Source organism: Microbacterium sp. che218, assembly GCF_040436305.1.
In the GTDB taxonomy this organism is placed as follows: Bacteria; Actinomycetota; Actinomycetes; order Actinomycetales; family Microbacteriaceae; genus Microbacterium; species Microbacterium algihabitans.
Genome location: NZ_AP031501.1, coordinates 185,730 through 209,102, shown reverse-complemented (window position 1 = coordinate 209,102; position 23,373 = coordinate 185,730). Strand labels below are relative to the sequence as shown.

19 protein-coding genes and 1 tRNA gene are annotated in these 23,373 nt (G+C 68.1%); 9 read left to right on the top strand and 11 right to left on the bottom strand.

The genetic code is table 11. The features are described from left to right. Nucleotides 1-2: 2 nt before the first annotated feature. A complete protein-coding gene (locus tag ABXS86_RS00900) occupies nt 3-1,478 on the bottom strand; it encodes an ATP-binding cassette domain-containing protein (protein ID WP_353665333.1) in 1,476 nt (491 codons plus the stop codon). A 496-nt stretch (nt 1,479-1,974) separates the two neighbouring features. Here ABXS86_RS00900 and ABXS86_RS00895 point away from each other — a divergent pair, with 496 nt between their 5' ends. The 4 genes from ABXS86_RS00895 to ABXS86_RS00880 all read left to right on the top strand — a co-directional run bounded on the left by ABXS86_RS00895 (nt 1,975) and on the right by ABXS86_RS00880 (nt 6,194). Next, nucleotides 1,975-2,424, top strand: coding sequence for a hypothetical protein (locus tag ABXS86_RS00895; RefSeq protein WP_353665332.1), 450 nt, complete (start codon nt 1,975-1,977; stop codon nt 2,422-2,424). Between the two features lie 220 nt (nt 2,425-2,644). Next, nucleotides 2,645-3,337 (top strand): NTP transferase domain-containing protein, encoded by a 693-nt coding sequence (locus ABXS86_RS00890; protein ID WP_353665331.1) that lies wholly within the window; start codon nt 2,645-2,647, stop codon nt 3,335-3,337. 85 nt (nt 3,338-3,422) lie between these two features. Further along, on the top strand, nt 3,423-4,343 hold the full coding sequence (locus ABXS86_RS00885) for a hypothetical protein (protein WP_353665330.1): 921 nt from the start codon (nt 3,423-3,425) through the stop codon (nt 4,341-4,343). A gap of 510 nt (nt 4,344-4,853) precedes the next feature. Further along, the gene (locus tag ABXS86_RS00880) at nt 4,854-6,194 is read left to right on the top strand and encodes a maltokinase N-terminal cap-like domain-containing protein (RefSeq protein WP_353665329.1); all 1,341 of its coding nucleotides are present in this window, start codon (nt 4,854-4,856) and stop codon (nt 6,192-6,194) included. A 480-nt stretch (nt 6,195-6,674) separates the two neighbouring features. Here ABXS86_RS00880 and ABXS86_RS00875 read toward each other — a convergent pair whose 3' ends face one another. Then, entirely contained in the window at nt 6,675-7,901 is a 1,227-nt protein-coding gene (locus ABXS86_RS00875; protein ID WP_353665328.1) for a CDP-glycerol glycerophosphotransferase family protein, read from the bottom strand. Between the two features lie 43 nt (nt 7,902-7,944). Between ABXS86_RS00875 and ABXS86_RS00870 the strand changes: the two genes are divergently transcribed. Next, complete coding sequence (locus tag ABXS86_RS00870; RefSeq protein WP_353665327.1) at nt 7,945-9,027, top strand: glycosyltransferase family 2 protein; 1,083 nt, start codon at nt 7,945-7,947, stop codon at nt 9,025-9,027. Between the two features lie 446 nt (nt 9,028-9,473). Next, complete coding sequence (locus ABXS86_RS00865) at nt 9,474-9,809, top strand: GIY-YIG nuclease family protein (protein ID WP_353665326.1); 336 nt, start codon at nt 9,474-9,476, stop codon at nt 9,807-9,809. Nucleotides 9,810-10,102: 293 nt separating this feature from the next. On the opposite strand, the gene ABXS86_RS00860 is transcribed toward ABXS86_RS00865, so the two are convergent. From ABXS86_RS00860 to ABXS86_RS00845, 4 genes are all read right to left on the bottom strand, one after another. Next, nucleotides 10,103-10,639, bottom strand: coding sequence for a hypothetical protein (locus tag ABXS86_RS00860; protein WP_353665325.1), 537 nt, complete (start codon nt 10,637-10,639; stop codon nt 10,103-10,105). Between the two features lie 909 nt (nt 10,640-11,548). Further along, nucleotides 11,549-13,000 carry a CDP-glycerol glycerophosphotransferase family protein gene (locus tag ABXS86_RS00855; RefSeq protein WP_353665324.1) on the bottom strand — a complete coding sequence of 484 codons (1,452 nt, stop codon included), beginning with the start codon at nt 12,998-13,000 and terminating at the stop codon, nt 11,549-11,551. Beyond that, entirely contained in the window at nt 12,997-14,241 is a 1,245-nt protein-coding gene (locus ABXS86_RS00850) for a CDP-glycerol glycerophosphotransferase family protein (RefSeq protein WP_353665323.1), read from the bottom strand. The genes ABXS86_RS00855 and ABXS86_RS00850 overlap by 4 nt, the downstream gene beginning before the upstream one ends. A 74-nt stretch (nt 14,242-14,315) precedes the next feature. Next, the gene (locus ABXS86_RS00845) at nt 14,316-15,830 is read right to left on the bottom strand and encodes a S1C family serine protease (RefSeq protein ID WP_353665322.1); all 1,515 of its coding nucleotides are present in this window, start codon (nt 15,828-15,830) and stop codon (nt 14,316-14,318) included. A 213-nt stretch (nt 15,831-16,043) separates the two neighbouring features. On the opposite strand from ABXS86_RS00845, the gene ABXS86_RS00840 reads away from it, so the two are divergent. Both ABXS86_RS00840 and ABXS86_RS00835 read left to right on the top strand, forming a co-directional pair. Beyond that, complete coding sequence (locus tag ABXS86_RS00840; RefSeq protein ID WP_353665321.1) at nt 16,044-17,249, top strand: aminotransferase class I/II-fold pyridoxal phosphate-dependent enzyme; 1,206 nt, start codon at nt 16,044-16,046, stop codon at nt 17,247-17,249. Nucleotides 17,250-17,402: 153 nt separating this feature from the next. Beyond that, on the top strand, nt 17,403-17,621 hold the full coding sequence (locus ABXS86_RS00835; protein ID WP_307211975.1) for a hypothetical protein: 219 nt from the start codon (nt 17,403-17,405) through the stop codon (nt 17,619-17,621). Between the two features lie 35 nt (nt 17,622-17,656). Here ABXS86_RS00835 and ABXS86_RS00830 read toward each other — a convergent pair whose 3' ends face one another. Together ABXS86_RS00830 and ABXS86_RS00825 are read right to left on the bottom strand one after the other, a co-directional pair. After that, nucleotides 17,657-18,463, bottom strand: a complete 807-nt coding sequence (locus ABXS86_RS00830) for a carbon-nitrogen hydrolase family protein (protein ID WP_353665320.1) — start codon at nt 18,461-18,463, stop codon at nt 17,657-17,659. Then, the gene (locus ABXS86_RS00825) at nt 18,460-18,957 is read right to left on the bottom strand and encodes a DUF6328 family protein (protein ID WP_353665319.1); all 498 of its coding nucleotides are present in this window, start codon (nt 18,955-18,957) and stop codon (nt 18,460-18,462) included. Before ABXS86_RS00825 ends, ABXS86_RS00830 begins: the two co-directional genes overlap by 4 nt. 83 nt (nt 18,958-19,040) lie before the next feature. Here ABXS86_RS00825 and ABXS86_RS00820 point away from each other — a divergent pair. After that, a tRNA-Met gene (locus ABXS86_RS00820) sits at nt 19,041-19,114 on the top strand. 798 nt (nt 19,115-19,912) lie between these two features. On the opposite strand, the gene ABXS86_RS00815 is transcribed toward ABXS86_RS00820, so the two are convergent. The 3 genes from ABXS86_RS00815 to ABXS86_RS00805 are packed head-to-tail and all read right to left on the bottom strand — an operon-like array spanning nt 19,913 to nt 23,338. Then, nucleotides 19,913-20,944 carry a polysaccharide pyruvyl transferase family protein gene (locus tag ABXS86_RS00815; protein ID WP_353665318.1) on the bottom strand — a complete coding sequence of 344 codons (1,032 nt, stop codon included), beginning with the start codon at nt 20,942-20,944 and terminating at the stop codon, nt 19,913-19,915. Nucleotides 20,945-20,948: 4 nt separating this feature from the next. Further along, nucleotides 20,949-22,139, bottom strand: a complete 1,191-nt coding sequence (locus ABXS86_RS00810) for an oligosaccharide flippase family protein (protein ID WP_353665317.1) — start codon at nt 22,137-22,139, stop codon at nt 20,949-20,951. After that, nucleotides 22,136-23,338, bottom strand: a complete 1,203-nt coding sequence (locus tag ABXS86_RS00805; RefSeq protein ID WP_353665316.1) for an O-antigen ligase family protein — start codon at nt 23,336-23,338, stop codon at nt 22,136-22,138. The genes ABXS86_RS00810 and ABXS86_RS00805 overlap by 4 nt, the downstream gene beginning before the upstream one ends. Nucleotides 23,339-23,373 lie beyond the last annotated feature (35 nt).

Sequence of the window (23,373 nt, the reverse complement as noted above, 5' to 3'; positions counted from 1 at the left end):
TCTCAGGCTGAGAACGTGTGCAACCACTCGAGGCCCTCCACGTCGCCGAGTCCGCCGGAAAGCTCGCGGAAGCGCTGTTCGAGGGTGCCTTCGCCGCGGACCTCGTCGACGGTTCCCTCGGCGAGCACCTGGCCCGACACGATCACGGCGACGCGCGAACAGACGCGCTCGACGAGTTCCATGCCGTGGCTCGAGAGGATCACGGTTCCGCCGTGCGCGACGTAGGCGCCGAGGATGTCGAGGATCACGCCGCTCGAGACGGGGTCGACGGCCTCGAACGGCTCGTCGAGCACGAGGAGGCGCGGCGAGTGGATCATCGCGCCCGCCAGCATGACCTTCTTGGTCATACCGGCTGAGTAGTCCGACACCGGTCGGGCGAGGGCGTCGACCAGGTCGAACGCGCGCGCGAGATCGGCGGTGCGGCTCTCGACGAGCGGGGCCGGGAGGCCGCGCAGGGCGCCGTAGTACGACAGCAGCTGGCGTCCGGTGAGACGGTCGAAGGTGCGAAGCCGGTCGGGCAGCACGCCGATGAGCTTCTTCGCCTCGCGCGAGCGCTTGGTCGCGTCGACGCCGTTGATGCTGACCGCTCCCCCATCGGGTCGCAGCAGGCCCGCAATGATCGACAACGTCGTGGTCTTTCCAGCGCCGTTGGGGCCGACCAGGCCGTAGAACGACCCGGCCGGAACCGTCAGGTCGATCGCGTCGACGGCCTTGAGCTCGCCGAACGACTTCGACACGTTCCGCAGGGAGAGCGCCGGGACGGCGGTCTCGGGATCGGCGCCCTCCGTGGCGGATGCCGTGACGACGGTGTCGTCAGCGGCGATGACCGCGACGGCGGGGTCTTCGGTGGCGGATGCCGCGACCTCAGACTCGTCGGTGTCGGTCACGGCGACGGCGGAATCGTCGTTAGCGGACTCCGCGGTGGCGGCGGCGAGGACGGCGGTCGCGTCGTCGCGGTCGACGGGGGCGTCGTCTGCGTCGCGCTCGCTGTCGCGCTGGTCGTCGTCGGTGTGGTCTGCAGCGGAATCGTCGACGGACGCAGGTGTGAGCAGTGCGGTGCGCGTGTCGTCGGCGGGCTTGAGGACCGCAGTCGTAACTGCGGAGTCGGTGGCGTCGTCCGTTGCGTGCTCGGCCGAAACCGACTCGGCGTCGGCAGAAGCCGGAGCCTCGTCGTCGACGCGGACGTCGGCGGGCGTCGGGTCTTCGGACTCCGCGACGTCGACGAGCTCGGCCACCGAGGAGTCGGTCTCATCCTCGAGCGGAGTCGCGACCAGGATCTCGGGCTGCGCCGCGGGGTCTTCGACGGGAGTGTCGGCGACGGGCTGCGCAGGGGTCTCGTCGACGGCCGCGGCATCGGACGCGTCCGCCTGGCTTGGGTCGACGATGGGCTCTTCGACGGCGACATCAGCGGGGGTCGGGTCTGCGACGGCCTCAGCGGCGGGCTCGTCCGCCGCGATACCAGCAGAGGTCGGGTCCACCGCAATCGGGGCGGCGACAGCAGGCTCTCCCGCGGGGACGTCGGCGGGCGTCGTGTCCGCGGTGACGGCGGGCTCTCCCGCGGCGACTTCAGCGGGAATTTCGACTGCGGCAACCGCGGGATCTTCGACCACAACATCAGCGGGAGTCGTGGTTGCGGCGACCGCGGGCTCTTCGACCGCGACGTCAGCAGGAGTCTCGTCCGCTGCGACTGCGGGATCCTCGTCCGCGACCTCAGCCGGTGTCGTCTCTCCGGCAACCGCGGGCTCTTCAACGGCCACATCGGCCGGCGTCGCGTCAGCAACAGCGGGCGTCGACTCGACCGCAGACGTCTTCTCCGCGTCATCACCCGCCGACACCGCACCCGGCAGCGGCGGACGCGGCGGCACGACGAGGTCGTCGGGCAACGGCGGCGGCGGGCCGGGAGAAACGGGGGTCGACGAAGCGGCCTCAGCCTCGGCCAGCTTCTTCGCGGCGGCAGCCTTGGCAGCAGCTGTCGTGCGGGGAGTTGCGGGCTTCTTGGCGGCGGTCGGACGCTTCGCGGCGGGCTTCTTCGCCGCCGTCGAGGCGGAGCTCGCAGCCGGCGTGCGCGGCGTGTCGCTGTCGGTGGTCGCGTTCGACGCCGCCGTGCGAGCAGCCGGCTTACGCGGAGCGGCCGGCTTGCGGGCAGCGGTGGTCCGCGGAGTCGCTCCTGCGGCCGTCGTGCGAGGCGCACGCGGAGCGCGAGGCTTCGCAGCGGGCTTTGCCGGCGCGGCCGAGTCGGAGGTCGACGGGTCGCTGGGGGACGCGGCATCCGGACCCTCATTCGACCCCGCAGAAGCCGCAGGCGACGTGGCCCGGGGACGCGCGGGCGTCTTGCGCGGGGCGCGCGGTTTCGGCGGCGAGACGGGACCCGAAGGTTCGACGCTCGCCGCAGTACCCTCCGAGTCGGACGGGGACGTTTCGTAAGGCTCCGGCAGCGACGCTGTCATCGCACCAAACTACCAACCCCCTCCGACATCGCCCGACGCCTGGTCGCGAGGCGCAGAGATCGGTCGGGATCACGAAACCACAACAGTCGGCGCGAATCATGCCACCGGATCAGGGTTTTTCGCTAGCGTGAATCGAACACGAAGGCGTGACATTCCGGTGAACCGGACATGACGACTCATCCCCCCAGGAGCCAGCCTTGACTGTTCAGATCGTGATCCTCGCCGCGGGCATGGGCTCGCGCCTCGGCCGCAGCCTGCCGAAACCCCTCACCGCGCTGGCCGACGGCCGCAGCATCATGCAGCAGCAGCACGACAACATCCGTGCCGCTTTCGGCTCATCCGCGCGCATCACCACCGTCGTCGGCTACCGCGCCGAGGCGATCGTCGACGCGTTCCCCGCGGTCGACTACGTCTACAACGACCGCTACGACCAGACCAACACCTCGAAGAGCCTGCTGCGCGCCCTCGCCAAGAGCCCGCGCGGCGGCGTCCTGTGGATGAACGGCGACGTCGTGTTCGACCCGCACGTGCTGACGCGCGCCGCGAGCCTCATCGACGACGACCGCTCGTTCGTCACCGTCGACACCGCCAAGGTCAGCGACGAAGAGGTGAAGTACACGGTGGATGCCGAGGGCTTCATCGCCGAGCTGTCGAAGGTCGTCGTGGGCGGCGTCGGCGAAGCCGTGGGCATCAACTACATCTCGTCGCGCGACAAGAAGGCGTTCCAGCGTCAGCTGCAGCGCGTCGACGACCAGGACTACTTCGAACGCGGCCTCGAGCTCGCCATCGCCGAAGACGGCGTGCGCGTCGAGCCGCTCGACATCAGCGACCTGTACGCGGTCGAGGTCGACTTCGCCGAAGACCTGGAGCGCGCGAACCTCTTCGTCTGAGGCGCGGTTCGTCCGAACGGACGAGGGATGCGCCGAGCCCGTCAACTCCCCCCGAACTCTCGGGCGATGACGAGAAGATGGCGTCATGGCTGAGAAGGTGCACCGCATCCACACCCTGTCCGACGACGCGCCCTGGAAGGGCGGCATCCCGCCGGTCGGGTCGGAGGAGCACCCGCGTGCGATCCGGCTGCTCGACCGCGTCATGACCGTGCAGCGGCCCGTGGTGCTCGCGCATCTGCGAAGTGTGCGCCTGCGGCATCCGGATGCCTCTGTCGACGAGATCCTGAAGATCCTCGAGCGCCGCTATCTCGCGGCCGTCACCACCGGGGGTGCGGCGGTCGGAGCGACCGCTGTCGTGCCCGGGATCGGCACGGGGGTCACGCTCGCGCTGAGCGGAGTCGAGACCGTCGGCTTCCTCGAGGCGACAGCACTTTTCGCCCAGTCGGTCGCGGAGGTGCACGGGCTCGCGGTGACGGACCCTGACCGCGGCCGCGCTCTCGTGCTCGCCCTCATGCTCGGCAAAGAGGGCGTCGACCTCGTGTCGCAGCTCGCCGCGCAGGCATCGGGACGCGGCGTCTCGCGCTCGGGCTACTGGGGCGAGATGGTGACGAAGACGCTTCCGCGGGCCATGGTCGGCCCGCTCCTCGACCGTCTTAAGACGTCGTTCGTGCGCACGTTCGCCACGCGCGGCGGCGCGTCGTTCATCGGCAAGGCCCTGCCGTTCGGCGTGGGCGCGGTGGTCGGCGGAGCGGGCAACAACATCCTCGGCCGGCGCGTACTGGTGAACTCGCGGCGGGCCTTCGGGGCTCCTCCCCTGCAGCTTCCGGCCGACCTCGAGCCGCGGCCCGGCAGCGAGCGACTCGAGCGCTCGGCTGCGGGCGGCGTGCGCCGCGCGGGGAATGCGATCGCGGATGCCGTGGGCTCGGGCGCGCGCAGGATGCTGCCCGGTCGGCGGCGGCGCGACGGCGACGGTGAGTTGGGCGCGGGCGGGGCGTCGGAGGGCTGAGTACGGCCGAGTAGCAGCGGGTTGGGGCGCGCGGAGCGCGGCGGGCGGTCGCGTCGCATCAGCGCGCGGCGAAGACCGGGGCGTGAAACGTGGACCCGGGGCGTCGTACGTGGACCCGGGGCCACGGGTGGGCGCCCGGCGGTTACGCCGCCTCAGCGCACGGCGAAGATCGGGGCGTGAAACGTGGACCCGGGGCGTCAAGCGTGGCCCCGGGGCCACGCAGGGGCGCGGCGGCTACGTCACCCCAGCGCACGGCGAAGATCGGGGCGTGAAACGTGGGCCCGGGGCGTCGTACGTGGACCCGGGGCCACGTACGAGCGACCATCTGCGGCAGCGCGGTCCGCGCCGCGTCATTTGCCGCACATTGCCGCACGCGGGACTCACCAGCGACCATCTGCGGCAACCGAAGCGCGCGAGGCGCAAAGGACACGGCATCCGGACCCATGTCATCGACACGGCGGGTCGCGCAAGTCCCGCGCGGCATGGAGTCGGGCGCGTTAGCCTCGCGGCATGGGTGACCTCCTCGACCTGCTCGCCGTCTGGATGCCGCGTCAACGCTGGTATGGGACGAAGGGGCGCGATCCACAGCTCACGCTCGTGGCCGACTGGCCCCTCGACGACGCCGACGCGCAGCTGCTGCTCGTGCGCGACGACGCCGTGCAGCCCGCGATCGTGTACCAGGTTCCGGTCGCCGTCCGCGACGAAGGATCCGTGCTCCCGGGCAGTCTGATCGGCCCGGCCGCCGAGGGTCAGGTGTGGGCGGATGCCACGACCGACGACGCCTTCACCGCTGCGCTGTACTCGTGGGTCACCGTCGGCGGAGAGGTGGGTGAGGCGCAGAACGGCTTCATCGGCATCGCGCTGGCCGCCCCCGAGCAGCGCCCCGCGACGAAGGTCACCGCCCGTGTGCTGAGCGGGGAGCAGTCGAACACGTCGCTGATCTTCCGGCCCGACGAGGGCGATGAGGGCGCTCCGGTGATCTGCAAGCTGTTCCGGCAGGTGAACCCGGGCATCAACCCCGACGTCGAGCTGCAGTCCGCTCTCGCGGCGGGAGGCGCGGCGTTCGTGCCGGCCGCGATCGGCGAGGTGCGCGGATCGTGGATCACCCCCGAGGGCGTGCCCGTCAGCGGATCGCTCGCGTTCGCGCAGGAGTTCTTCGAAGGCGTTGAAGACGCGTGGCGCGTGGCCCTCGATGCCGCCGCCGCAGCAGATGACTTCGCCGCGCGCGCCTATGCCCTCGGCGCGAGCGTCGCGGGCATGCACGTCGCGTTGGCCGAGCAGTTCCCGACCGTCGAGCCCGACGTGGCCGACCGCGCCGCGGTGGTGGGCGCGTGGGAGCGTCGTCTCGCGATCGCGCTGGCCGAGGTTCCGCAACTGGAGCCGTACGCCGATCGCATTCGCGAGGTGTACGCCGTCGCCGCCGAGGCCGCGTGGCCGAAGCTGCAGCGCGTGCACGGCGACCTGCACCTCGGGCAGGTGCTCGACACTCCTCGCAACGGCTGGGTGCTGCTCGACTTCGAGGGCGAGCCGCTGCGGCCGATCCACGAGCGGCTCAAGCCCGACGTCGCCGTGCGCGACGTCGCCGGCATGCTGCGCTCGTTCGACTACGTCTCGGGCGCCGTGGCCGACGACGACGGAGCCGCCGTGCGCGCGTGGGTCATCGCCGCGCAGCAGGCCTTCTTGCAGGGATACGCCGAGACCGCGGGCCGCGCCCCCGACGACCACGACCCGCTGCTCGCCGCGTTCGAACTCGACAAGGCCGTGTACGAGGCGATCTACGAGACGCGGAATCGCCCGGATTGGGTGGGGATCCCGCTCGCCGCGATCGGGCGTTTGGCTCCGCTGGGCTGAGTCGCGAGGTGGCTGAGGCTGTCGAAGCCACCGGGGCCGGCTGTCACACGAGGTGGCTGAGCCTGTCGAAGCCACCGGGGCCGGCTGTCACGCGAGGTGGCTGAGCCTGTCGAAGCCACCGGAGCGGGCTGTAACGCCAGGTGGCTGAGCCTGTCGAAGCCACCGGGGCCGGCCGTCACGCCAGGTGGCTGAGCCTGTCGAAGCCACCGGGGCCAGCTGTCACGCGAGGTGGCTGAGCCTGCCGAAGCCACCGGGACCGGCTGTCACGCCAGGTGGCTGAGCCTGTCGAAGCCACCGGGACCGGCTGTTACGCGAGGTGGCTGAGCCTGTCGAAGCCACCGGGGCCACCGCGGGTACCGGGCCCTTCGACAAGCTCAGGGACCTGGGCTGCGCCAGGGACCTGGGGATACCGGGCCCTTCGACAAGCTCAGGGACCTGGGCTGCGCGAGGGACCTGGGGGTACCGGGCCCTTCGACACGCTCAGGGACCTGTGCTGTGCCAGGTGTCCCAGCGCTGCATCAGCTCCGCGATCGCGGACTCGAAACGCGCCGTCGCGGCGCCCGGCGTCGTGTCGCCGAAGTAGTGCTGCACCCAGTGCTCGAGGCGGCCGACCGCGTCGGGGTCGCCCAGCACGCGGTCGGCCTCGGCGACGATGGTTCCGGATGCCGCGGCATCCAGCCACTCGCACGCCGAGAGATATCCGCTGTCGTCGACGAGGGCCTCGGGGTCGGTCGGCCGCGTGATCATCAGCGGCTTGCCCACGGCGAGCCGGTCGTAGACCATCGCGGAGATGTCGACGATCGCCAGGTCCGCCGCGGCGAGCTGCCAGCCGAGCTCCGCGCCGGTGTCGTGCACATGGTGGGCGGCCGGGTCTGCGGCGTTGGCCGCCTTCAGCGCCGCGATGATGCGGGCGTTGGCGGCGCCGTAAGCGGCATCCACCACCCCCGAACGCGGGTGCGGTCGGTAGATCACGCGGTGACGCCCGGTCGCGAGCAGCGCCGTCACGAGGGCTTCGCCGTGCGAGGCGATCGAGCCGTAGTGGGCCGAGGGGCGGTCGCCCTCCCACGTCGGCGCGTAGAGCACGACCGTGCGGTCGTCGGGCGTGTACGGCAACTCCCCCGAGTAGTGGTCGGCCTGCGGACGGCCGATCGCGAACGTGCGGCGGTCGAGGTCGTAATCCCACAGCACGCGCGAAAGGCGATTTCGAGCGGCATCACCGGCGACGAAGGCGTAGTCGTACGCCTTGTATTGGTTCGTCGACATGTACATCTTGTCGGACTCACCGTGATTGATGAAGACGTGCCAGCGCTGCCCGTAACGGAACATCTGGAAGTTACGGGTGTTCTGATTCACGTACAGAACAATGCGGATGTCTTGCTCTGCCAACACCTCTTCGACGGCGTTCACGGTGGGCGCGTAGGCGATCGGCAGGGCGTCGTCTTTGAGCAATGCGTCGGCTCCGCGAATGGCGCGGCTGATGACCACGACCGGCCATTTCTCGGCCAGCTTCTGCAGCGGCGCGTACCACTGCCGCATTTGGTACATGTTGACCGCGCCGTCGGCGAAATACACCGCGATCTGGAACTTCCCGGTCGGCAACGGACCACGCGCCTCGAGCGCACGGCGCAGGTCGCGGCGCGCATTGCGGGTGGCGAGGGCCTTTCGCAGCAGCCCCATGGCGAGTCGGGTATCGCGGACGAGGGGCATCGTTCCAGGGTACCGGCCAGGTGCCCCGTGAAAGGATCGACGGATGCCCCTCCCGACCCCCGGCGGAAGAGACGCGCCCGTACCTGCCGATGACGCCGGCGTGAGCTTCATCATGCCCGTGCTGAATGAGGCCCGATATCTGCGGCGTTCGGTGGCATCCACGTTGTCGCAGGAGGTTCCGGGTCCGGTCGAGATCGTGCTCGCTCTCGGACCGTCGACGGATGCCACGAACGTCATCGCCCGTGAGCTCGCGGCATCCGACGATCGCATCGTCCTGATCGAGAATGCGGCCGCCGACATTCCGGTGGGACTGAATCTCGCCATTCGTGCGAGTAGGTATCCGACGATCGTGCGCGTGGATGCGCATTCCGAACTCGCACCCGGATATACGCGCCGCGCCCTGGACACCCTGCGCCGCACGCGCGCCGCGAACGTGGGCGGGGTCATGAGCGCCGACGGGCGCTCGCCCTTCCAGCGCGCTGTCGCGCGCGCCTACAACTCCCGCGTGGGCCTCGGCGGCGGCGCGTATCACGGCGGGTCGCATGAAGGTCCGGCCGAGTCGGCGTACCTCGGCGTGATGCGCCGGGCCGTGCTCGACGAGGTCGGCCTGTTCGACGAGAGCATCCGCCGCGGGGAGGACTGGGAGCTCAACCTGCGCATCCGCCGCGCCGGATACCGCGTCTGGTTCGACCCGACCCTGTCGGTCGTCTACTGGCCGCGCGAGAGCTGGACGCGGCTCGTCAGGCAGTTCCGTGCCACGGGCGCGTGGCGGGGCGAGCTCGTGCGCCGGTACGGCCGCGGCAACTCGTTGCGTTACTTCGCGCCGCCGGCGTTGCTCGCGGCATCCGGGATCTCGGTCGTCACGGCCGTGGCTCAGGTCGCGCGCCGCCGCAGCGGGCCGGCATCGTTGCTGCACCTGCCCGTCGCCGCGTACGCCGCGCTGATCGCCGTCGTCGCGCTCGGCCGGGGCGGAGGCCGCGGGTGGCGCGACAAGGCGTGGACCGCCGCCGTGCTGCCCTCGATGCACGTGTCGTGGGGCGCGGGCTTCGCGTGGGCGCTGTTCCGCGGCGCACGCGACACGGTCGACACCTCGCGCCTGCGCGGCCGGAATACGCCGCTGCCGTAAACCCAGATCCCTGAGCCTGTCGAAGGGACCGGGACCCCGCGCAACACAGGTCCCTGAGCCTGTCGAAGGGACCGGGACCCTGCGCAACGTAGGTCCCTGAGCTTGTCGAAGGGGCCGGGACCCCGCGCAACACAGGTCCCTGAGCCTGTCGAAGGGACCGGGACCCCGCGCAACACAGGTCCCTGAGCCTGTCGAAGGGACCGGGACCCGGCGCAACGTAGGTCCCTGAGCTTGTCGAAGGGACCGTGACCCGCAGATACCCCGGTGGCTTCGACAGGCTCAGCCACCTCGCGTTGCGCAACCCGCGGTAGCCCCGGTGGCTTCGACAGGCTCAGCCACCTCGCGCGGGGCACCCCGCAGTGGTCCGGTGGCTTCGACAAGCTCAGCCACCTCGCGTTATCCACAGGCTCCCCCGCGCCAAGTGCGAGCCGTGGCAGCATCGGCCGATGCCCTGGACCTACATCCTCGAGTGCCGTGGAGGCGCGTTCTACGTCGGAAGCACGGGCCGCGAACTTGAGAGCCGCGTCTGGCAGCACAACCACGACGATCAGATGGCCGCGAACTTCACACGAAAGCGCAGGCCTGTGCGACTCGTGTATGCCGAGTGGTTCGACGCGGTTGAGCTGGCATTCGAGCGAGAGAAACAGCTGCAGGGCTGGCGGCGCGAGAAGAAGCTCGCGCTCATCGCCTCGCAGTGGGAAGACCTTCCGAGGCTCGCGCAATCTGGCGAGGGACCGGTGGCTTCGACAAGCTCAGCCACCTCACCTGACGAAGGTCCCTGAGCCTGTCGAAGGGACCGGGACCCGCGGGGCAGAGGTCCCTGAGCCTGTCGAAGGGACCGGGACCCGCAGTGGCCCCGGCGGCTTCGACAAGCTCAGCCACCTCGCGTGGCAGCCGGACCCGGTGGCTTCGACAGGCTCAGCCACCTCACGCGACAGCCGGACCCGGTGGCTTCGACAGGCTCAGCCACCTCACGCGACAGCCGGACCCGGTGGCTTCGACAAGCTCAGCCACCTGGCCTTACGCACTCCCCCGGTGGCTTCGACAGGCTCAGCCACCTCGCGTTGCGACACGCTCAGCCGACGGGCACGACCGACACCGCGTAGATCGTCGGCGCCCCCTCGAGCGACAGCGAGATCGCGAGACCCGTCTGCGCGGTCTGCACGCCGAACGCGGCGGTCGAGTTGTCGCACTCCAGAGGTCCTGCGGCGGGAGCGGCGTCGATCTCGCCGGCCGTCACGGTGATGGTTCCCTCTCCGCGGCACGCGATCTGCGCCTGATAGTCGCCCGGCGGCAGCGTGGTGAACGACGTGAGCATGTTCGGAGAGGTGCTCTGGCTCATCCAGCCCGAGAGCGTCCCAGCCCCCTCACCCGGCTCCGGCGCGGGCACGGCGGTGTTCGCCCAATCGCTGATGCCCTCAACGGGTATCGGCAGCGCCGCTTTGTCGCGCTCGATGTCGGCGTCGGCCGTCGAGGTAGGCGATGCCGAGGGCAGGGCCGTCATCTCGACGGGAGTCGGAGTCGCGGCATCCGGCTCCCCAACGGTGCATCCCGCGAGCAATACCGCCGCAACGACGATGACGGCGATGCGTGCTTTTCTCGTCGTATCCATCGGTCCAGCCAATCAGACAGCGCGGCGAGGACTGGGAACACTGCGCGGATACCCAGGGCGGGAGGTGCGGCCCCGCGTCCATGGTGGAGGGGCGGATGCCGTGCAGCAGAGGTCCCTGAGCCCGTCGAAGGGACTGGGAGGCGCGGTGAAAGATGTGCGTGAGCCTGTCGAAGGGACCGGGACCCGCCGTGACAGCGGTACCTGAGCCTGTCGAAGGGACCGGGACCCGCGGTGACAGAGGTCCCTGAGCCTGTCGAAGGGACCGGGAGCCACGGTGGCAGAGGTCCCTGAGCCTGTCGAAGGGACCGGGAGGCGCGGCGACAAAGGTCCCTGAGCCTGTCGAAGGGACCGAGACCCGCGGCGACATAGGTCCCTGAGCCTGTCGAAGGGACCGGGACCCGCGGTGACAAAGGTCCCTGAGCCTGTCGAAGGGACCGGAACCCGCGGAGACAAAGGTCCCTGAGCCTGTCGAAGGGACCGGGGAGTCGCAGTCCCCCGGTGGCTTCGACAGGCTCAGCCACCTCGCGTTGCAGCGTCCCCCGGTGGCTTCGACAGGCTCAGCCACCTCGCGTTGCAGCCGGCCCCGGTGGCTTCGACAAGCTCAGCCACCTTGCCTTCCCCGCACCCCCGGTGGCTTCGACAAGCTCAGCCACCTCGCGTCCCGCGCGCCCCCGGTGGCTTCGACAGGCTCAGCCACCTCGCGTTGCAGCCGGCCCCGGTGGCTTCGACAAGCTCAGCCACCTTGCCTTCCGCGCACCCCCGGTGGCTTCGACAAGCTCAGCCACCTTGCCTTCCCCGCACCCCCGGTGGCTTCGACAGGCTCAGCCACCTCGCGTTGCAGCCGGCCCCGGTGGCTTCGACAAGCTCAGCCACCTTGCCTTCCGCGCGCCCCCGGTGGCTTCGACAAGCTCAGCCACCTCGCGTCACAAACCCCTGGTCCAACAACCGCGCAACCACCCGCTCCGCCGCCCGCCCATCATCCCGCGGCGCGAACAGCGCGCGGAACCGCTCGTACCGCTCGGCGAAGATCGCCGGGTCGAAATCGGCGAGCGCGCGCTCGAGGTCGGCCTGCGAGCGCACGACGGGTCCGGGGGCGAGGTCGAGCAGGTCGAAGTAGAACCCGCGCAGCTCTCCGCGGTAATGCTCGAGGTCGGGCACGAGGAAGTACATCGGCTTGCCGGTGATGGCGAAGTCGAACATGACCGAGGAGTAGTCGGTGACGAGCGCGTCGGCCGCGGCGAGCAGGGCCGAGGTGTCGGGGAACCCGGTGACGTCGAGGACGCGGGGGCCTGCGGCGTCGGTTCCGGGCAGCAGCGTGCGGGTGTGTCCGCGCACGAGCACGACCGCGTCGGCGGAGCGGGCGAGGGCTGCGGCGTCGACGAAGTCGATCATGCGTTCGCGGTCGTCACGCCAGGTGGGGGCGTACAGCAGCACGCGCTCCGCGTCACCGATCCCCAGCCGACGACGAGTCTCCGAGCCCAAAGCCGCGGACGCGAGCGAATCATCGCGCGGATACCCCTCGACCCAGATCGGCCGCCCCACGAACGCGTACGCCTTCGACAGCACGCGCGCGGCGTAGGGGCTCTGCGCGAGCAGCACGTCCCACCGGCGACTCTCGCGCACCACGGCGAGCGCACGGCGCGGGTCGAAGCCGGGCCGGTGCAGGGCGAGGCGCTTGAGCGGGGTGCCGTGCCAGGTCTGCAGCACGCGCTGCCCCCGGCGGCGCACGAACCGGCGGCGCAGCCAGTCGTTGACGACGAGCAGGCGCGAGACTCCACGGGCGCGCCACCACTCGGGGCTGCCCTCGACGACGGCGATGGCTCCCTCGGGCACCTCGACCGAGAGGTCGACGACACTCCAGTACCGGGTGACAGCGGGAGCGACGCGGGCGAGCTCGCGGTCGATGGCGAGCGGGTTGCAGCCGGCGGTGCGTCCGTAGAAGCTCTCGAAGAACACAGCGTTCTCGAGCGGTTCGCGCTTTCCTCCGACGTACCGGCGCTCGATGGCGGCGCGACCCTCCCCCGTCACGTACACCGGGTCGATCCGGGTGGCGATGGTCACGACACCGTGGCTCAGCGCGGCACGTAGGCCCGGCAGGGCGGTGTCGGCGAGCGTGAGGCCAGAGATGTCGGCATCCGGCACCTCGACGCGGTACTCCCCCGACGGCAGGGGCAGCACGGGCCCACCCCACCGCGCGGCCTGCAGCGGAACGACGGCGCGCCAGGTGCGACCGCGACCGTGCAGGCGGGCGCTGACGCGGGCGCGGGCTCCGACGAGGTCGACGGATGCCGGGCGGGCACCCGTTCCGCTCAGCTCGAGGGCGGGGGTGCCGGCGTCGTCGAACAGGCGCGCGTCGGTCATCGAGGATCAGTCCTCCCTAGGAAAACGAGCCGCGACCGGATCACCCGGTACACGCGCTCGGCGTTCCGCCCATCTCGGTGGGCGTGCACGGCGGCACTGCGGCGTTCGGAGGCCGCGACGGCATCGGCGGGGTCGGTCAGCACCTGGCCCAGCAGCGACAGCGTCTCGTCCCACGTGCGCGCGAAGCCGTCCCCCGCGACGTCGGCGTAGGTGCCGTACAGGCCGCGGCGGGCGGTGTAGGCCTCGAGGTCGGGGGCGAAGAACACCACCGGCAGCGGCACGAGGGCCGCGTCGAACGCGAGCGAGGAGTAGTCGGTCACGAGCACGTCGAGTCCGGGAAGCAGCGGCGTGACGTCGGCGACCAGGTCGCTGCCGAGCATCAGAATGCGGTCGCTCTCCCCCGGCGCGCGGTACTCCCCCGCCCCCAGCGGGTGCGAGCGCACGAGCAGCATCGCGTCGTGGGTGTCGAGGAGATCCCGGATGCCGTTCCACTCGGCGATCGTCGGCACGGCGGGGTCGGCTGCTCCGTCTCTCCAGGTGGGGGCGTACAGCACGATGCGGCGGTGGCCGAGCGGCATCCGGAGCACTGTCGACAAGGCGGTGCGCGCACGCTCGCGGCGTTCGGCGGGCGTTCCGGTCGAGAGCACGTCGACGCGCGGCTCCCCCGTGACGGGAACGCTGGCGTCGCTCAGGCCGAAGGCGCTCTCGAGGCGTCCGCGCACGAGGTGCGAGGCGGCCGGCAGCACGGCGATGCGCCGCGTGGCCCGGCGGTACAGGTGCGCGAGCACGGGCTGCAGCAGCCGCGGAAACACGGGAGCCCGCGTGGTCTCGGGTGAGTCGAGGCCGATGCGCTTGAGGGGAATGCCGTGCCACAGCTGCACGAGCAGCGCTCCGTGCTCGGCGTACCGCTGGGCATCGCCGAAGCCGTGGGTCACGACGATCACGCGGGCTCGGGCCGTAAGCCAGAACCCGCGCAGCGAGTCACGGAACACGTACCGGATGCCAAGTCTCTCGGCCTGGCGCGCCTGAGCCTGATCGGCGACGAGCCAGGTCGTCTTCTCGCCGTGCGCGTCGGCGACACGGTGCAGGGCGAGGGCTCCGTCTGCGATGCCGACCGCGCAGCCGAACACCCATTCGTCGCGCGAGCGCGGCACGATCGCGGTCACGAGGCGACCGGCGAGGTAGAGCGGGATGCGGCGGAGTTTTCTCGCGTTTCCCGCACCGAACGAGAAAGACGCCACCCCGCGAGCCTATCGCGGGGTGGCGTCCGGCCCCGAAGGGGGCTGCCTGAAGAAGTGCCGGGTCAGTGGCGGACTCAGTTGCTCGGCATAGAGCCCAGGGTGACCTCGACGGTCTTCTCCTGACCGTTGCGGTTGTAGGTGACCTCGGCCTTGGAGCCCGCGGCCAGCGCGCGCACCTGGGCGGTGAGGTCGATCGAGTTGGTGATGGGCACACCGTTGAACTTGGTGATCACGTCGCCCTTGGCAAGACCGGCGGATGCCGCGGCTCCACCGCTCTGCGCCTCGGCGACGTAGGCACCGGTCGTGGTCGCGCCCTGGATCGACGCGGCATCCTGAACCGACGCGCCCAACAGACCGTGGGTCGCGGAGCCGTTGTCGATGATCTCGGTCGAGATGCGCTTGGCGATGTCGGACGGGATCGAGAAGCCGACACCGATGTTGCCCGACTGTCCGCCCGACGACGAGCCGCCGGCGCTGGCAATGGCGACGTTGATGCCGATGAGCTTGCCGTCGCTGTCGACGAGGGCGCCACCGGAGTTTCCGGGGTTGATGGCGGCGTCGGTCTGGATGACGGCGATCTTGATCGTCTGGCTCGCCGACTGCTGCTGCTGGCCTTGACCGAAGTCGAAGCGGAACGGGCTCTCGCCCTCGCCCTGACCCTGATCCTGCTGCGAGTCGCTGCCGTCGCTGGGAGCTGCCGACGAGGCGACCTGGATTGAGCGGTTGAGCGCGCTGACGATACCGGTGGTCACCGTGTTGGGCAGATCGAGCGGAGCGCCGACGGCGATGGTGTTGTCGCCGACGTTGAGCTTCGACGAGTCGGCCCACTCGATCGGCGTGAGGCCAGAGGCACCGTCGAGCTTGATCACGGCGAGGTCGTAGGTCGGGTCGGTGCCGACGACGGTCGCCTTGTAGACCTTGCCGTCGGAGGTCGTGACCGAGATGGTCGCGTTGCCGGTCTGGCCGTCGAGGGTGACCACGTGCGTGTTGGTGAGCACGTAGCCGTCGCTGCTCAGCACGACACCCGAACCGGTGCCTCCCGACGAGCCGCCCGTGGCGCTGATCGTGACGACGCTGGGGACGACCTTGGCGGCGACCGCCGAGGTGTTGTTGACGTCGTCGGGGTTGTTGACGGTGATCGCCGAGGGGCCGGCGGCCGCCGTGGTGCTCGAGCCGCCCCAGAGGTTGAGGCCTGCGTAGGTCCCGCCGAGACCGGCCGCACCACCGACGAGGGCGGCGGCGACGAGCAGGGCGGCGACGCGGGGGGCCGCGCTCTTCTTGCGGGGAGCCGCGGGGGCTCCGTCGTGCAGCGGCATGGTGGGGTGCGCAGCGGTCGCACCGGGGCCGAAGGCCTGACCGGTGGGGTTCGTCGCACCCGACGGGGCCGAGGCGTATGCGCCCTGCTGCTGCGGGGCCGCGGTGTTGGGCGCCGGCGGGGGCCAGGCGGCGGCCGCGGCGGCGGGCGAGCGAGTCGGCATCGGAGGGATGCCGGCGTTCTGGGCACCGGGCGTCTGCGCGCCGGTGTTCTGCGGGTCGGTGGGGCGGCTGTTGTCGTTACCCTCGGGACGGTTGTCCGTGGTGTCGCTCATGGTGATGCTCCTTCTTCCAGGCGCTTCTACGATGACCACCGATCCTGTGGGCCACCTATGACGGGTGTGAGCCGCCTCTATGGGTCTAGCAGGAAGGGGGTGGGTGGCATTCCCGGGTTGCGCTGGGGGCTTGCCCTGACCTTGCACCCGGCGCAACGACTCCCCACGTCACACCGCCTCCGCCTGTGCGCACCGTGCGGCATCCTTGAATCCATGCAGCACATCTTCGGCGCCTGGCAGCGCACCGCTCGCGGCGCGGGCCTTCTCTCGGCCGACGGCACGACCGTTCCCACGATCTTCGCCGAGATGAGCGCACTGGCAGCCTCGACCGGCGCCATCAACCTGGGTCAAGGCTTCCCCGACGAAGACGGCCCGGCGCCGGTGCTCGACGCGGCGCGCAAGGCCATCGCCGACGGCGTCAATCAGTATGCCCCCGGGCGTGGGTTCCCCGACCTGCTCGCCGCGGTCGCCGAGCACCAGAAACGCTTCTACGGCATCGAGCTCGATCCGGCTCGCGAGGTGCTGATCACCGTCGGCGCGACCGAGGCTCTCGCCTCGACGCTGCTCGCGCTCATCGACGGTCCCGATGATGAGGTCGTCGTCTTCGAGCCCTACTACGACTCCTACGCCGCCTGCGTCGCGCTCGCAGGAGCCACCCTCGTGCCGGTGCCGCTGCGCTGGCCCGACTTCCAGCCCGACCTCGAGCAATTGGCCGCTGCAGTCACTGACCGCACGCGCGTGATCCTCGTCAACGACCCGCACAACCCCACGGGCACCGTATTCTCCCGTGAGGTGCTCGACGAGGTTGTGCGCCTTGCCCATCAGCATGACGCGATCATCGTGACCGACGAGGTCTACGAGCACCTCGTGTTCGACGGACCGCACGTGCCGATCGCGACGCTCCCGGGTGCTGCCGAGCGCACGCTGACCATCTCGTCGGCCGGCAAGACGTTCTCGCTCACGGGCTGGAAGACCGGGTGGGTCACCGGCCCCGCCGACCTCGTGACCGCTGTGCTCGCCGTCAAGCAATACCTGACCTACGTCGGCGGCTCGCCGTTCCAGCCGGCCATCGCCACCGGCCTGCGACTGCCCGACGAGTTCTTCGCCTCGGTCGCGTCCGAGATGGCGGCGAAGGCCGCATTGCTCGGCACGGGGCTCCGAGCGGCCGGCTTCGACGTGTCGACTCCGGCCGGGTCGTACTTCACGGTGGTGGATGCCGCTCCTCTGGGCGCCACCGACGCCGACGCGTTCTGCCGCGGGCTGCCCGCGCGCGCAGGGGTGGTGGGCATCCCCCTCACCGCGTTCGTCACCCCCGCGCACCGCGACGAGTTCGCCACGCTCGTGCGCTTCGCCGCCTGCAAGCGTGTCGAAGTGTTGGCGGAGGCCGCGGAGCGTCTCGCGGGAATGTCGCGCGCCTGAATCTCACGGGTGAACGAGCGGGTGAACGAAAAAACCCGCATACGTGTTCGCAACGTCACAGACACCTGGGGCGCAACATCGGGGTGATACTTTCAGCGCAAAACCGCCGGAAATTCGCCGGGCGGTTCGCCGAATAGCCGACGAATGTAGACCATGCCTCGTAAACGAAACGATCTCGCCGCTCGTTCTGTCCGCATCACCGAGCTGTATGGCAAAGACCTCCGATGGACGAACGCTGAGCGTGGCCTTCGCCTCACCCCCGAGGCCATCGCACGGCTCACCGCCGAGGGCTACACCATGGCCACCGTGCGCACCGGAATGTGGCGCACGCGCCGCATCTCGTTGTTGCGCCTCGAGCAGAAGCAGCACTGACAGCAGCGGGGCCACTCCCCGTTCCGCGGCGCCGCTCAGCGTGGTGTGACGCGGTACCGTCGCAGTTCCAGCGCGGGATTCACGCGCCGCACGCGCGCGATGACGTCCGGATCCACGTGCGCGACCGCCACATCGGTGGCCGTGCCCACCTGAGCCAGCACGACACCCTGCGGGTCGATGACCATCGAGTGCCCCACGCCGAGGGGCGGCGGGTGGTCGGCCGCCGCGACGAAGAACGTGTTCTCGATCGCGCGGGCCTGCAGCAGCGTTCGCCAGTGGTGTTCTTTCAGAGGACCGCGCACCCACTCCGCCGGTATGAGCGCGACGTCGACGCCGGCATCGGCGAGCGTTCGCGCTACCTCGGGGAACCTTAGGTCGTAACAGGTCATCAGCCCGAATCGCAGTCCGTCGAGCTCGAATGTCTGCGGCGGCGAGATCTCACCCGGCTCCACCCAATCCGACTCGCGTTGCCCGAACGCGTCGTAAAGGTGCAATTTGCGGTACACGCTCCGGAGTCCGTCAGCACTCACCGCCACGACCGCGTTGCGCACCCGCTTTCCGTCGTCGGCCTTCTCCAACAACCCGGCCACCACGACGACGTCGAGCTCTGCCGCCAAGGCGGTGAGGTGACGAACGAAGGGCCCATCGAGGTCCTCGGCGTTGGCCGCGAGCGAGTCGTCGAAGGGGTCGACGAAGTAGCTCGAGTACTCGGGGAACACGATCACTCGAGCACCGCGTGCAGCGGCGGTGCGCGTCGCTTCGTCGATGTCGGCAAGATTCGCCTCGCGCGATGCGGCGGGGGCGAACTGCGCGACAGCGATGCCCACTGAGTCGCGACTCATCGGACGCTCTCCCTCCCCCGGCGACGGACGAAGACCGGCACCACGATCCACAGTACGAGGATGACCACTCCCAGCACGACTCCGGCGATCGCCCCCGCGACGAGACCGATCACCACATCGAAAACGAACGCCACGACGCCGACGAGCAGCAGAGACACCAGCGCCAACGCTGCGCGGAGCGCGTTATGCCCCACGCGGACGAGAGCGGGCTTCACTTGCAGGTGGAAGACCGCACGGTGCAAAGCGACCGGAGCGAGCGCCACAACGGCGCTCAGGGCCGCCAGGCACACCAGCACGAGGTAGAAGGCCCGCTGCGCAGCATCGAGCTCGGTGAAAGCAGCCTGGAACGCCAGCGCGAGGAGGAAGCCCGTGAGGATCTGAGTACCCGTCTGCAGCACCCGAAGCTCCTGCAGAATCTCGTTCCAGTTGCGATCCGCACGTTGCGCAGGCGTCTCCGGCCGTCCGTCGTCGAGATCGTCGAAAGTGTTGCTCACCTGCCCATTCTCCCGCGACACTCCCGGGCAGTGTGCCCGGATTTGCCATGCCGTTCATCTGTGGGTAATGTTTTCTCTTGTGCCGCGGGGTGGAGCAGCTCGGTAGCTCGCTGGGCTCATAACCCAGAGGTCGTAGGTTCAAATCCTGCCCCCGCAACAAGAAGAAGGCCCCGGATCGCAAGATCCGGGGCCTTCTGCCATTGATGTTGCCGCGCAGAGCAAATTTCAGCTCAACTACCGAAGGCGCATCGGTTGGGCGTGTCAGCGTCGGCCGACACTGGTGCACGGATGACGTCTCAGATGGAAGTGGTGTCCAGCTTTCGGTGAATGTATCGCTCGCGCGCCGTCAGCGGACAGCAAAGTCGTGCTTGCCGTCAACGCGCGCATGCGGATATTGACCGTAGCCCCCGCGACTGCCGGGCCAGGACGCGGCCGTTGCCGTTGAGCGCGATCAACAGGCGGCGAAAGGATCAACAAACAACACGTTCCAGCCGGAGACGCTGGACGTAGACGTCACGATCCGCGGTCTCAATCTGCTGGAGCCGCTCCACGGCCACTCGGCTCCGCCTGAACCGGCGCCGGAGCGACTGACCGGCAACGGCACAGTCGATCTCGGCTCAAGTGTTGTGCCGACAATCCTCGTACCCGACTAGCGTCGTTGTGATCGACGGCAACGTCCGTTCGAGATCTGGCCGACGGCGCCCCATACGGCAGGCATCGCACCCGCTGCCTCTCCACCGAGGACCACAGCGACTCCTAACCGGGCAGCTCAACAAATTTCGAGGACGTCCACGACCAAGAATCGCCGACCATACCGATCCACGATTTTGCCCGGAATGCCCAGGCTATAGGCAATCCCATGGACCCACCTCGGCCAACAAACTTAAACCGAGTCCGTACACGACCACGGCAGGCGTCTCTCGCCCGCGGACCCGGAGGCACAGGGACCTAGCCATCATCTCTCCACCAGCGAGAATCGCGGGGCACCCCACGGGCCGGAAGGGACCGGAACATCATCGGCTAAGAAGTCCTGAATTACTGCTGCCGTCAGCGACATGTCGAGATTTACAGTACGGAAGCCAAGAACACGACCCTGCTGAGCGATTTTCGCATCGTAGGCGATACCCAGAACCGGTACCCCGCGACGGACCGACAACAAACATCCGTGGAGCCGCATCGACACGACCCGCTTCGATGCGGCAATCGCTTTCTCGATCGACGCTGCGTCGGCAGGAATCAGGACGCAGTCCAAATCTGGGACCAGCGATGCCAACTGTTCCAGCACTTCAAGATCGTCGTCGTCCCGCAATGAGGACATCGAGAAGAGACCTACTCGGGCACCCGCGGGGAGCCCTCTGAGCGCCTCAGCGATGACCGGAAGCGCGGCAGACGTCGACAACGCGCCGTGGGACTCGGAAGCCCCCGGACTCCAGTTTCGGAGGTTCACGGCGCACTCAAAGCTACCCTCGTGAACCTCGACTCTTTCAGACCCGCCCCAAAGGACAGGGTCTGGAACGATTGTCACATTCAGCGCGCCCGAAGCCTTCTTGAGCCGATCAGCCGATTCAGCGTCGCGCACCATCACCGCGCGCGCGCCAGCGCAGGCTGAGGCATACGATTCGAGCGAAGCCGGGTCATGGATGGGTCCGACACCAATCCCTACGAAGCTGTAGGGCTTTTTAAATAAAGACGCAAGACGCGCGACGCGAGTAAAAGGACGATAGAAATTCGGCAGCCTGTCGTCTAGAAGCCCGCCTCCGCCGATTAGAACCACATCTGCACGTAGAATGGCCAGCGCCAAACTAATTCTCGAACGCAATGAGCCTTGCATCGCGTAATCAATCTTCATCAGAGAACTCTCGAGCGGTCCTCCTGCCACGTCGACAGCGTACCCGGCGAATTTAGCCCAATCGGTCAAAGAACGACCGATGAGATCGTCACCGACGTTGCCCCAGCCCGCGGCTCCAACCAACAAAACCCGTTTCATTGGGTCACTTCCTCTTCCCCAGAAGGATCAAGAACACGACAACAGCACATAGAACTATCTGACTCGCCAGCCAAGAGAGCCCGGCTCCCACTCCGGCAGACGACGGCAACATGAAAGACATCGCAATGAAGACACACCCGCCCAGCGCAAAACCAACAGCCGGCACCCAATAGGTGCCCTCAGCGATGCTCCTGCATATGAAAATCGTAGCCACATAAAAGGGAGCCGAACCCGAAATGAAAAAGACAACCGCGGGCCAGTAGGGCGCTGAGTCCGCGCCAAACAGCAACGGCACCACCCAAGGTGCCAACAGTGCGAACACCAGCGCGCATGCGGAGCCGCTCAAGACCGCAATTAGCAAATACCGCCTGAAAGTGCCCTTCGCGGAGTGCTTATCTGCAAAGACTGGGATGAGGATCGACCCCGCCATCGCAGCTGGGGCGGTCACGATAAACCAAAGCCTCGATGCCAGCCCCATCGCCTCGAAGCTTTCGCTCTCGTGGAGAGCCTGCGTCATTAGAAGCGGGAGCGACGTAACAACTTGCAGGAGCAGACCGTAAAGCGCCAGCGGCGCGGACTGCCGAAGCAACGCAGCAGCTTCCGACAGTTTGACTGGTCCCCGCACATCCGCGAATGTGACGGAACTGCTTCGGCACACCCAAAGCGCCATCCCGATAGCCCCAGCCGAGTACGCCAGGCCCAGGGTCCAGGGGAGGGCGGCCATCCATACGAGACACAGACCGATGACCGTGGTGACCACAGCCCCAAGGATCCTGCTGAAGGCGACGGGCCACGTAACGTGTCTAGCCTGAAGCACGTAGGGAGTGCTCAGCGCGGTTGCGATAGGCACCAGTACGAGAGCCCAGATGAACTCCTGTGCACTGGGCGCGATAATTGGCCCGAGGACCACGATGAGTGCGACCGTTATAATCGCCATCAATGCCTGTGTCTTCAAGGTCAGCGAGACAACACGAGCAACCGACGTGCCATGCAAAAGCATTCTAATCGCATGGTTATTCAGACCGCCATCGGACAAGACCGTCGCGTATGACACAACCGATTGAGCCAGAGCAAGGTTGGCAAGCACCTCTAAACCCATGCCCCGAGCGACGACCGCCGTCAACAAGAAGGCGAATCCTCTGCTTAGCGCCTCGCTCCCTATTAGAAGCAGCAGACGACCGGCAGGGCGGTTCAACTACTCGCCCGCGAAAGGACCGCTGTGGACTCCATTGGAACGTGTGCGCTTCTTTTGTCTTCGATTAAAAGACACAACGCCAATCCAACAAAAATCCAAGTCTGCGCCAACCAAAGGACGCTAGTCAGGGCACCCAGTATTAGGTAGGTTGCAAGGATTACGAAGCCGGAGAACGAACGGGTTCGGATGACAAGAACCAATGCCGCCACAACAAGTAACACCGAGCCGAGAATTCCGGTGTCGTAAAGCACTTGCAGGAAGACGTTGCCCAGATACCACGGCTCCGTGAGGCCAGGCTTCGACGGATCTATGTGCCGAAGACCGAATGTATTGTTGCCGAGGCCAATCAACGAGCTTCCCGAACTCAAGAAGTCCTGCAGCGCAAATTCCCAAGTGAGCGATCGATAGCTCCCTGTCCCGGACCCGAAGTCCGCAATCTCCCCAAACTTGTCCAGCCCAAGCCCACCCGTAGAAACTCCCGACGCGAAAAGGAAGAAGACGCCAACGAGCAGTAGGCCGATGGACCACCGGACGACACGCGCACGCCTCGCGAAGGCGAAAATCACGAGACTGAAGACCCAAGCAATGAGAGCCGTCCGCGTGTGGGCAGCTAGAGCGACAACGGGTGCGAGGCAGACGACGCTCACGCGGATGTAGGCAGGCACAGTTGCCCCCCACCTCGTCATCGCAACTGCGGACCACAGAGTTATCAAGCCAGCGAAGATATTTGCCTCAAGGGACGTCAGATAGACCGCATATCCACCATAGGTGGGATCAAGTTGGACACCCCAACTCGTGAATCCCAGAAACGTACCGCCCCATACCAAAATGGCTAGTAAAGATGCAATGAACGCCGCCCATATGCTCACACGCACAACTTGACGAGCTCTGCGTCTATCTAGGGAGATCCAAGCCGCCATGCATAGACCGAGGAAGATCCATGCAATTATCACAAGACTCGCGGACACCACGGGCGAAAAGAACAGTGAGGCAAGCGTTCCGACGATCAACCACAGTGCCAGCAGCCCGAGAAGTGCAAGCTGCGATTTTTTGTAGCGACGCCTTTTGAAGGCGACGTCAACCACCACAGCAAGGCCCGCGATGAGCCCGACGGCCATCTCGGGCCTGACCGAGAACCCCGACACGGGCACGACAAAACGACTCACGAAGGGACTGACAGCGATCAGCACGGCGATCACCGACGGGCCTCTGGCACTGAAAATTAACCACCCTG

Coding starts and splice junctions, on each gene's coding strand:
- ABXS86_RS00865 (WP_353665326.1), top strand. CDS start 9,474: ATGCCCTGGACCTACATCCTCGAGTGCCGTGGAGGCGCGTTCTACGTC.
- ABXS86_RS00860 (WP_353665325.1), bottom strand. CDS start 10,639: ATGGATACGACGAGAAAAGCACGCATCGCCGTCATCGTCGTTGCGGCG.
- ABXS86_RS00855 (WP_353665324.1), bottom strand. CDS start 13,000: ATGACCGACGCGCGCCTGTTCGACGACGCCGGCACCCCCGCCCTCGAG.
- ABXS86_RS00830 (WP_353665320.1), bottom strand. CDS start 18,463: ATGAGTCGCGACTCAGTGGGCATCGCTGTCGCGCAGTTCGCCCCCGCC.
- ABXS86_RS00815 (WP_353665318.1), bottom strand. CDS start 20,944: ATGAAACGGGTTTTGTTGGTTGGAGCCGCGGGCTGGGGCAACGTCGGT.
- ABXS86_RS00880 (WP_353665329.1), top strand. CDS start 4,854: ATGGGTGACCTCCTCGACCTGCTCGCCGTCTGGATGCCGCGTCAACGC.
- ABXS86_RS00885 (WP_353665330.1), top strand. CDS start 3,423: ATGGCTGAGAAGGTGCACCGCATCCACACCCTGTCCGACGACGCGCCC.
- ABXS86_RS00875 (WP_353665328.1), bottom strand. CDS start 7,901: ATGCCCCTCGTCCGCGATACCCGACTCGCCATGGGGCTGCTGCGAAAG.
- ABXS86_RS00835 (WP_307211975.1), top strand. CDS start 17,403: ATGCCTCGTAAACGAAACGATCTCGCCGCTCGTTCTGTCCGCATCACC.
- ABXS86_RS00840 (WP_353665321.1), top strand. CDS start 16,044: ATGCAGCACATCTTCGGCGCCTGGCAGCGCACCGCTCGCGGCGCGGGC.
- ABXS86_RS00845 (WP_353665322.1), bottom strand. CDS start 15,830: ATGAGCGACACCACGGACAACCGTCCCGAGGGTAACGACAACAGCCGC.
- ABXS86_RS00870 (WP_353665327.1), top strand. CDS start 7,945: ATGCCCCTCCCGACCCCCGGCGGAAGAGACGCGCCCGTACCTGCCGAT.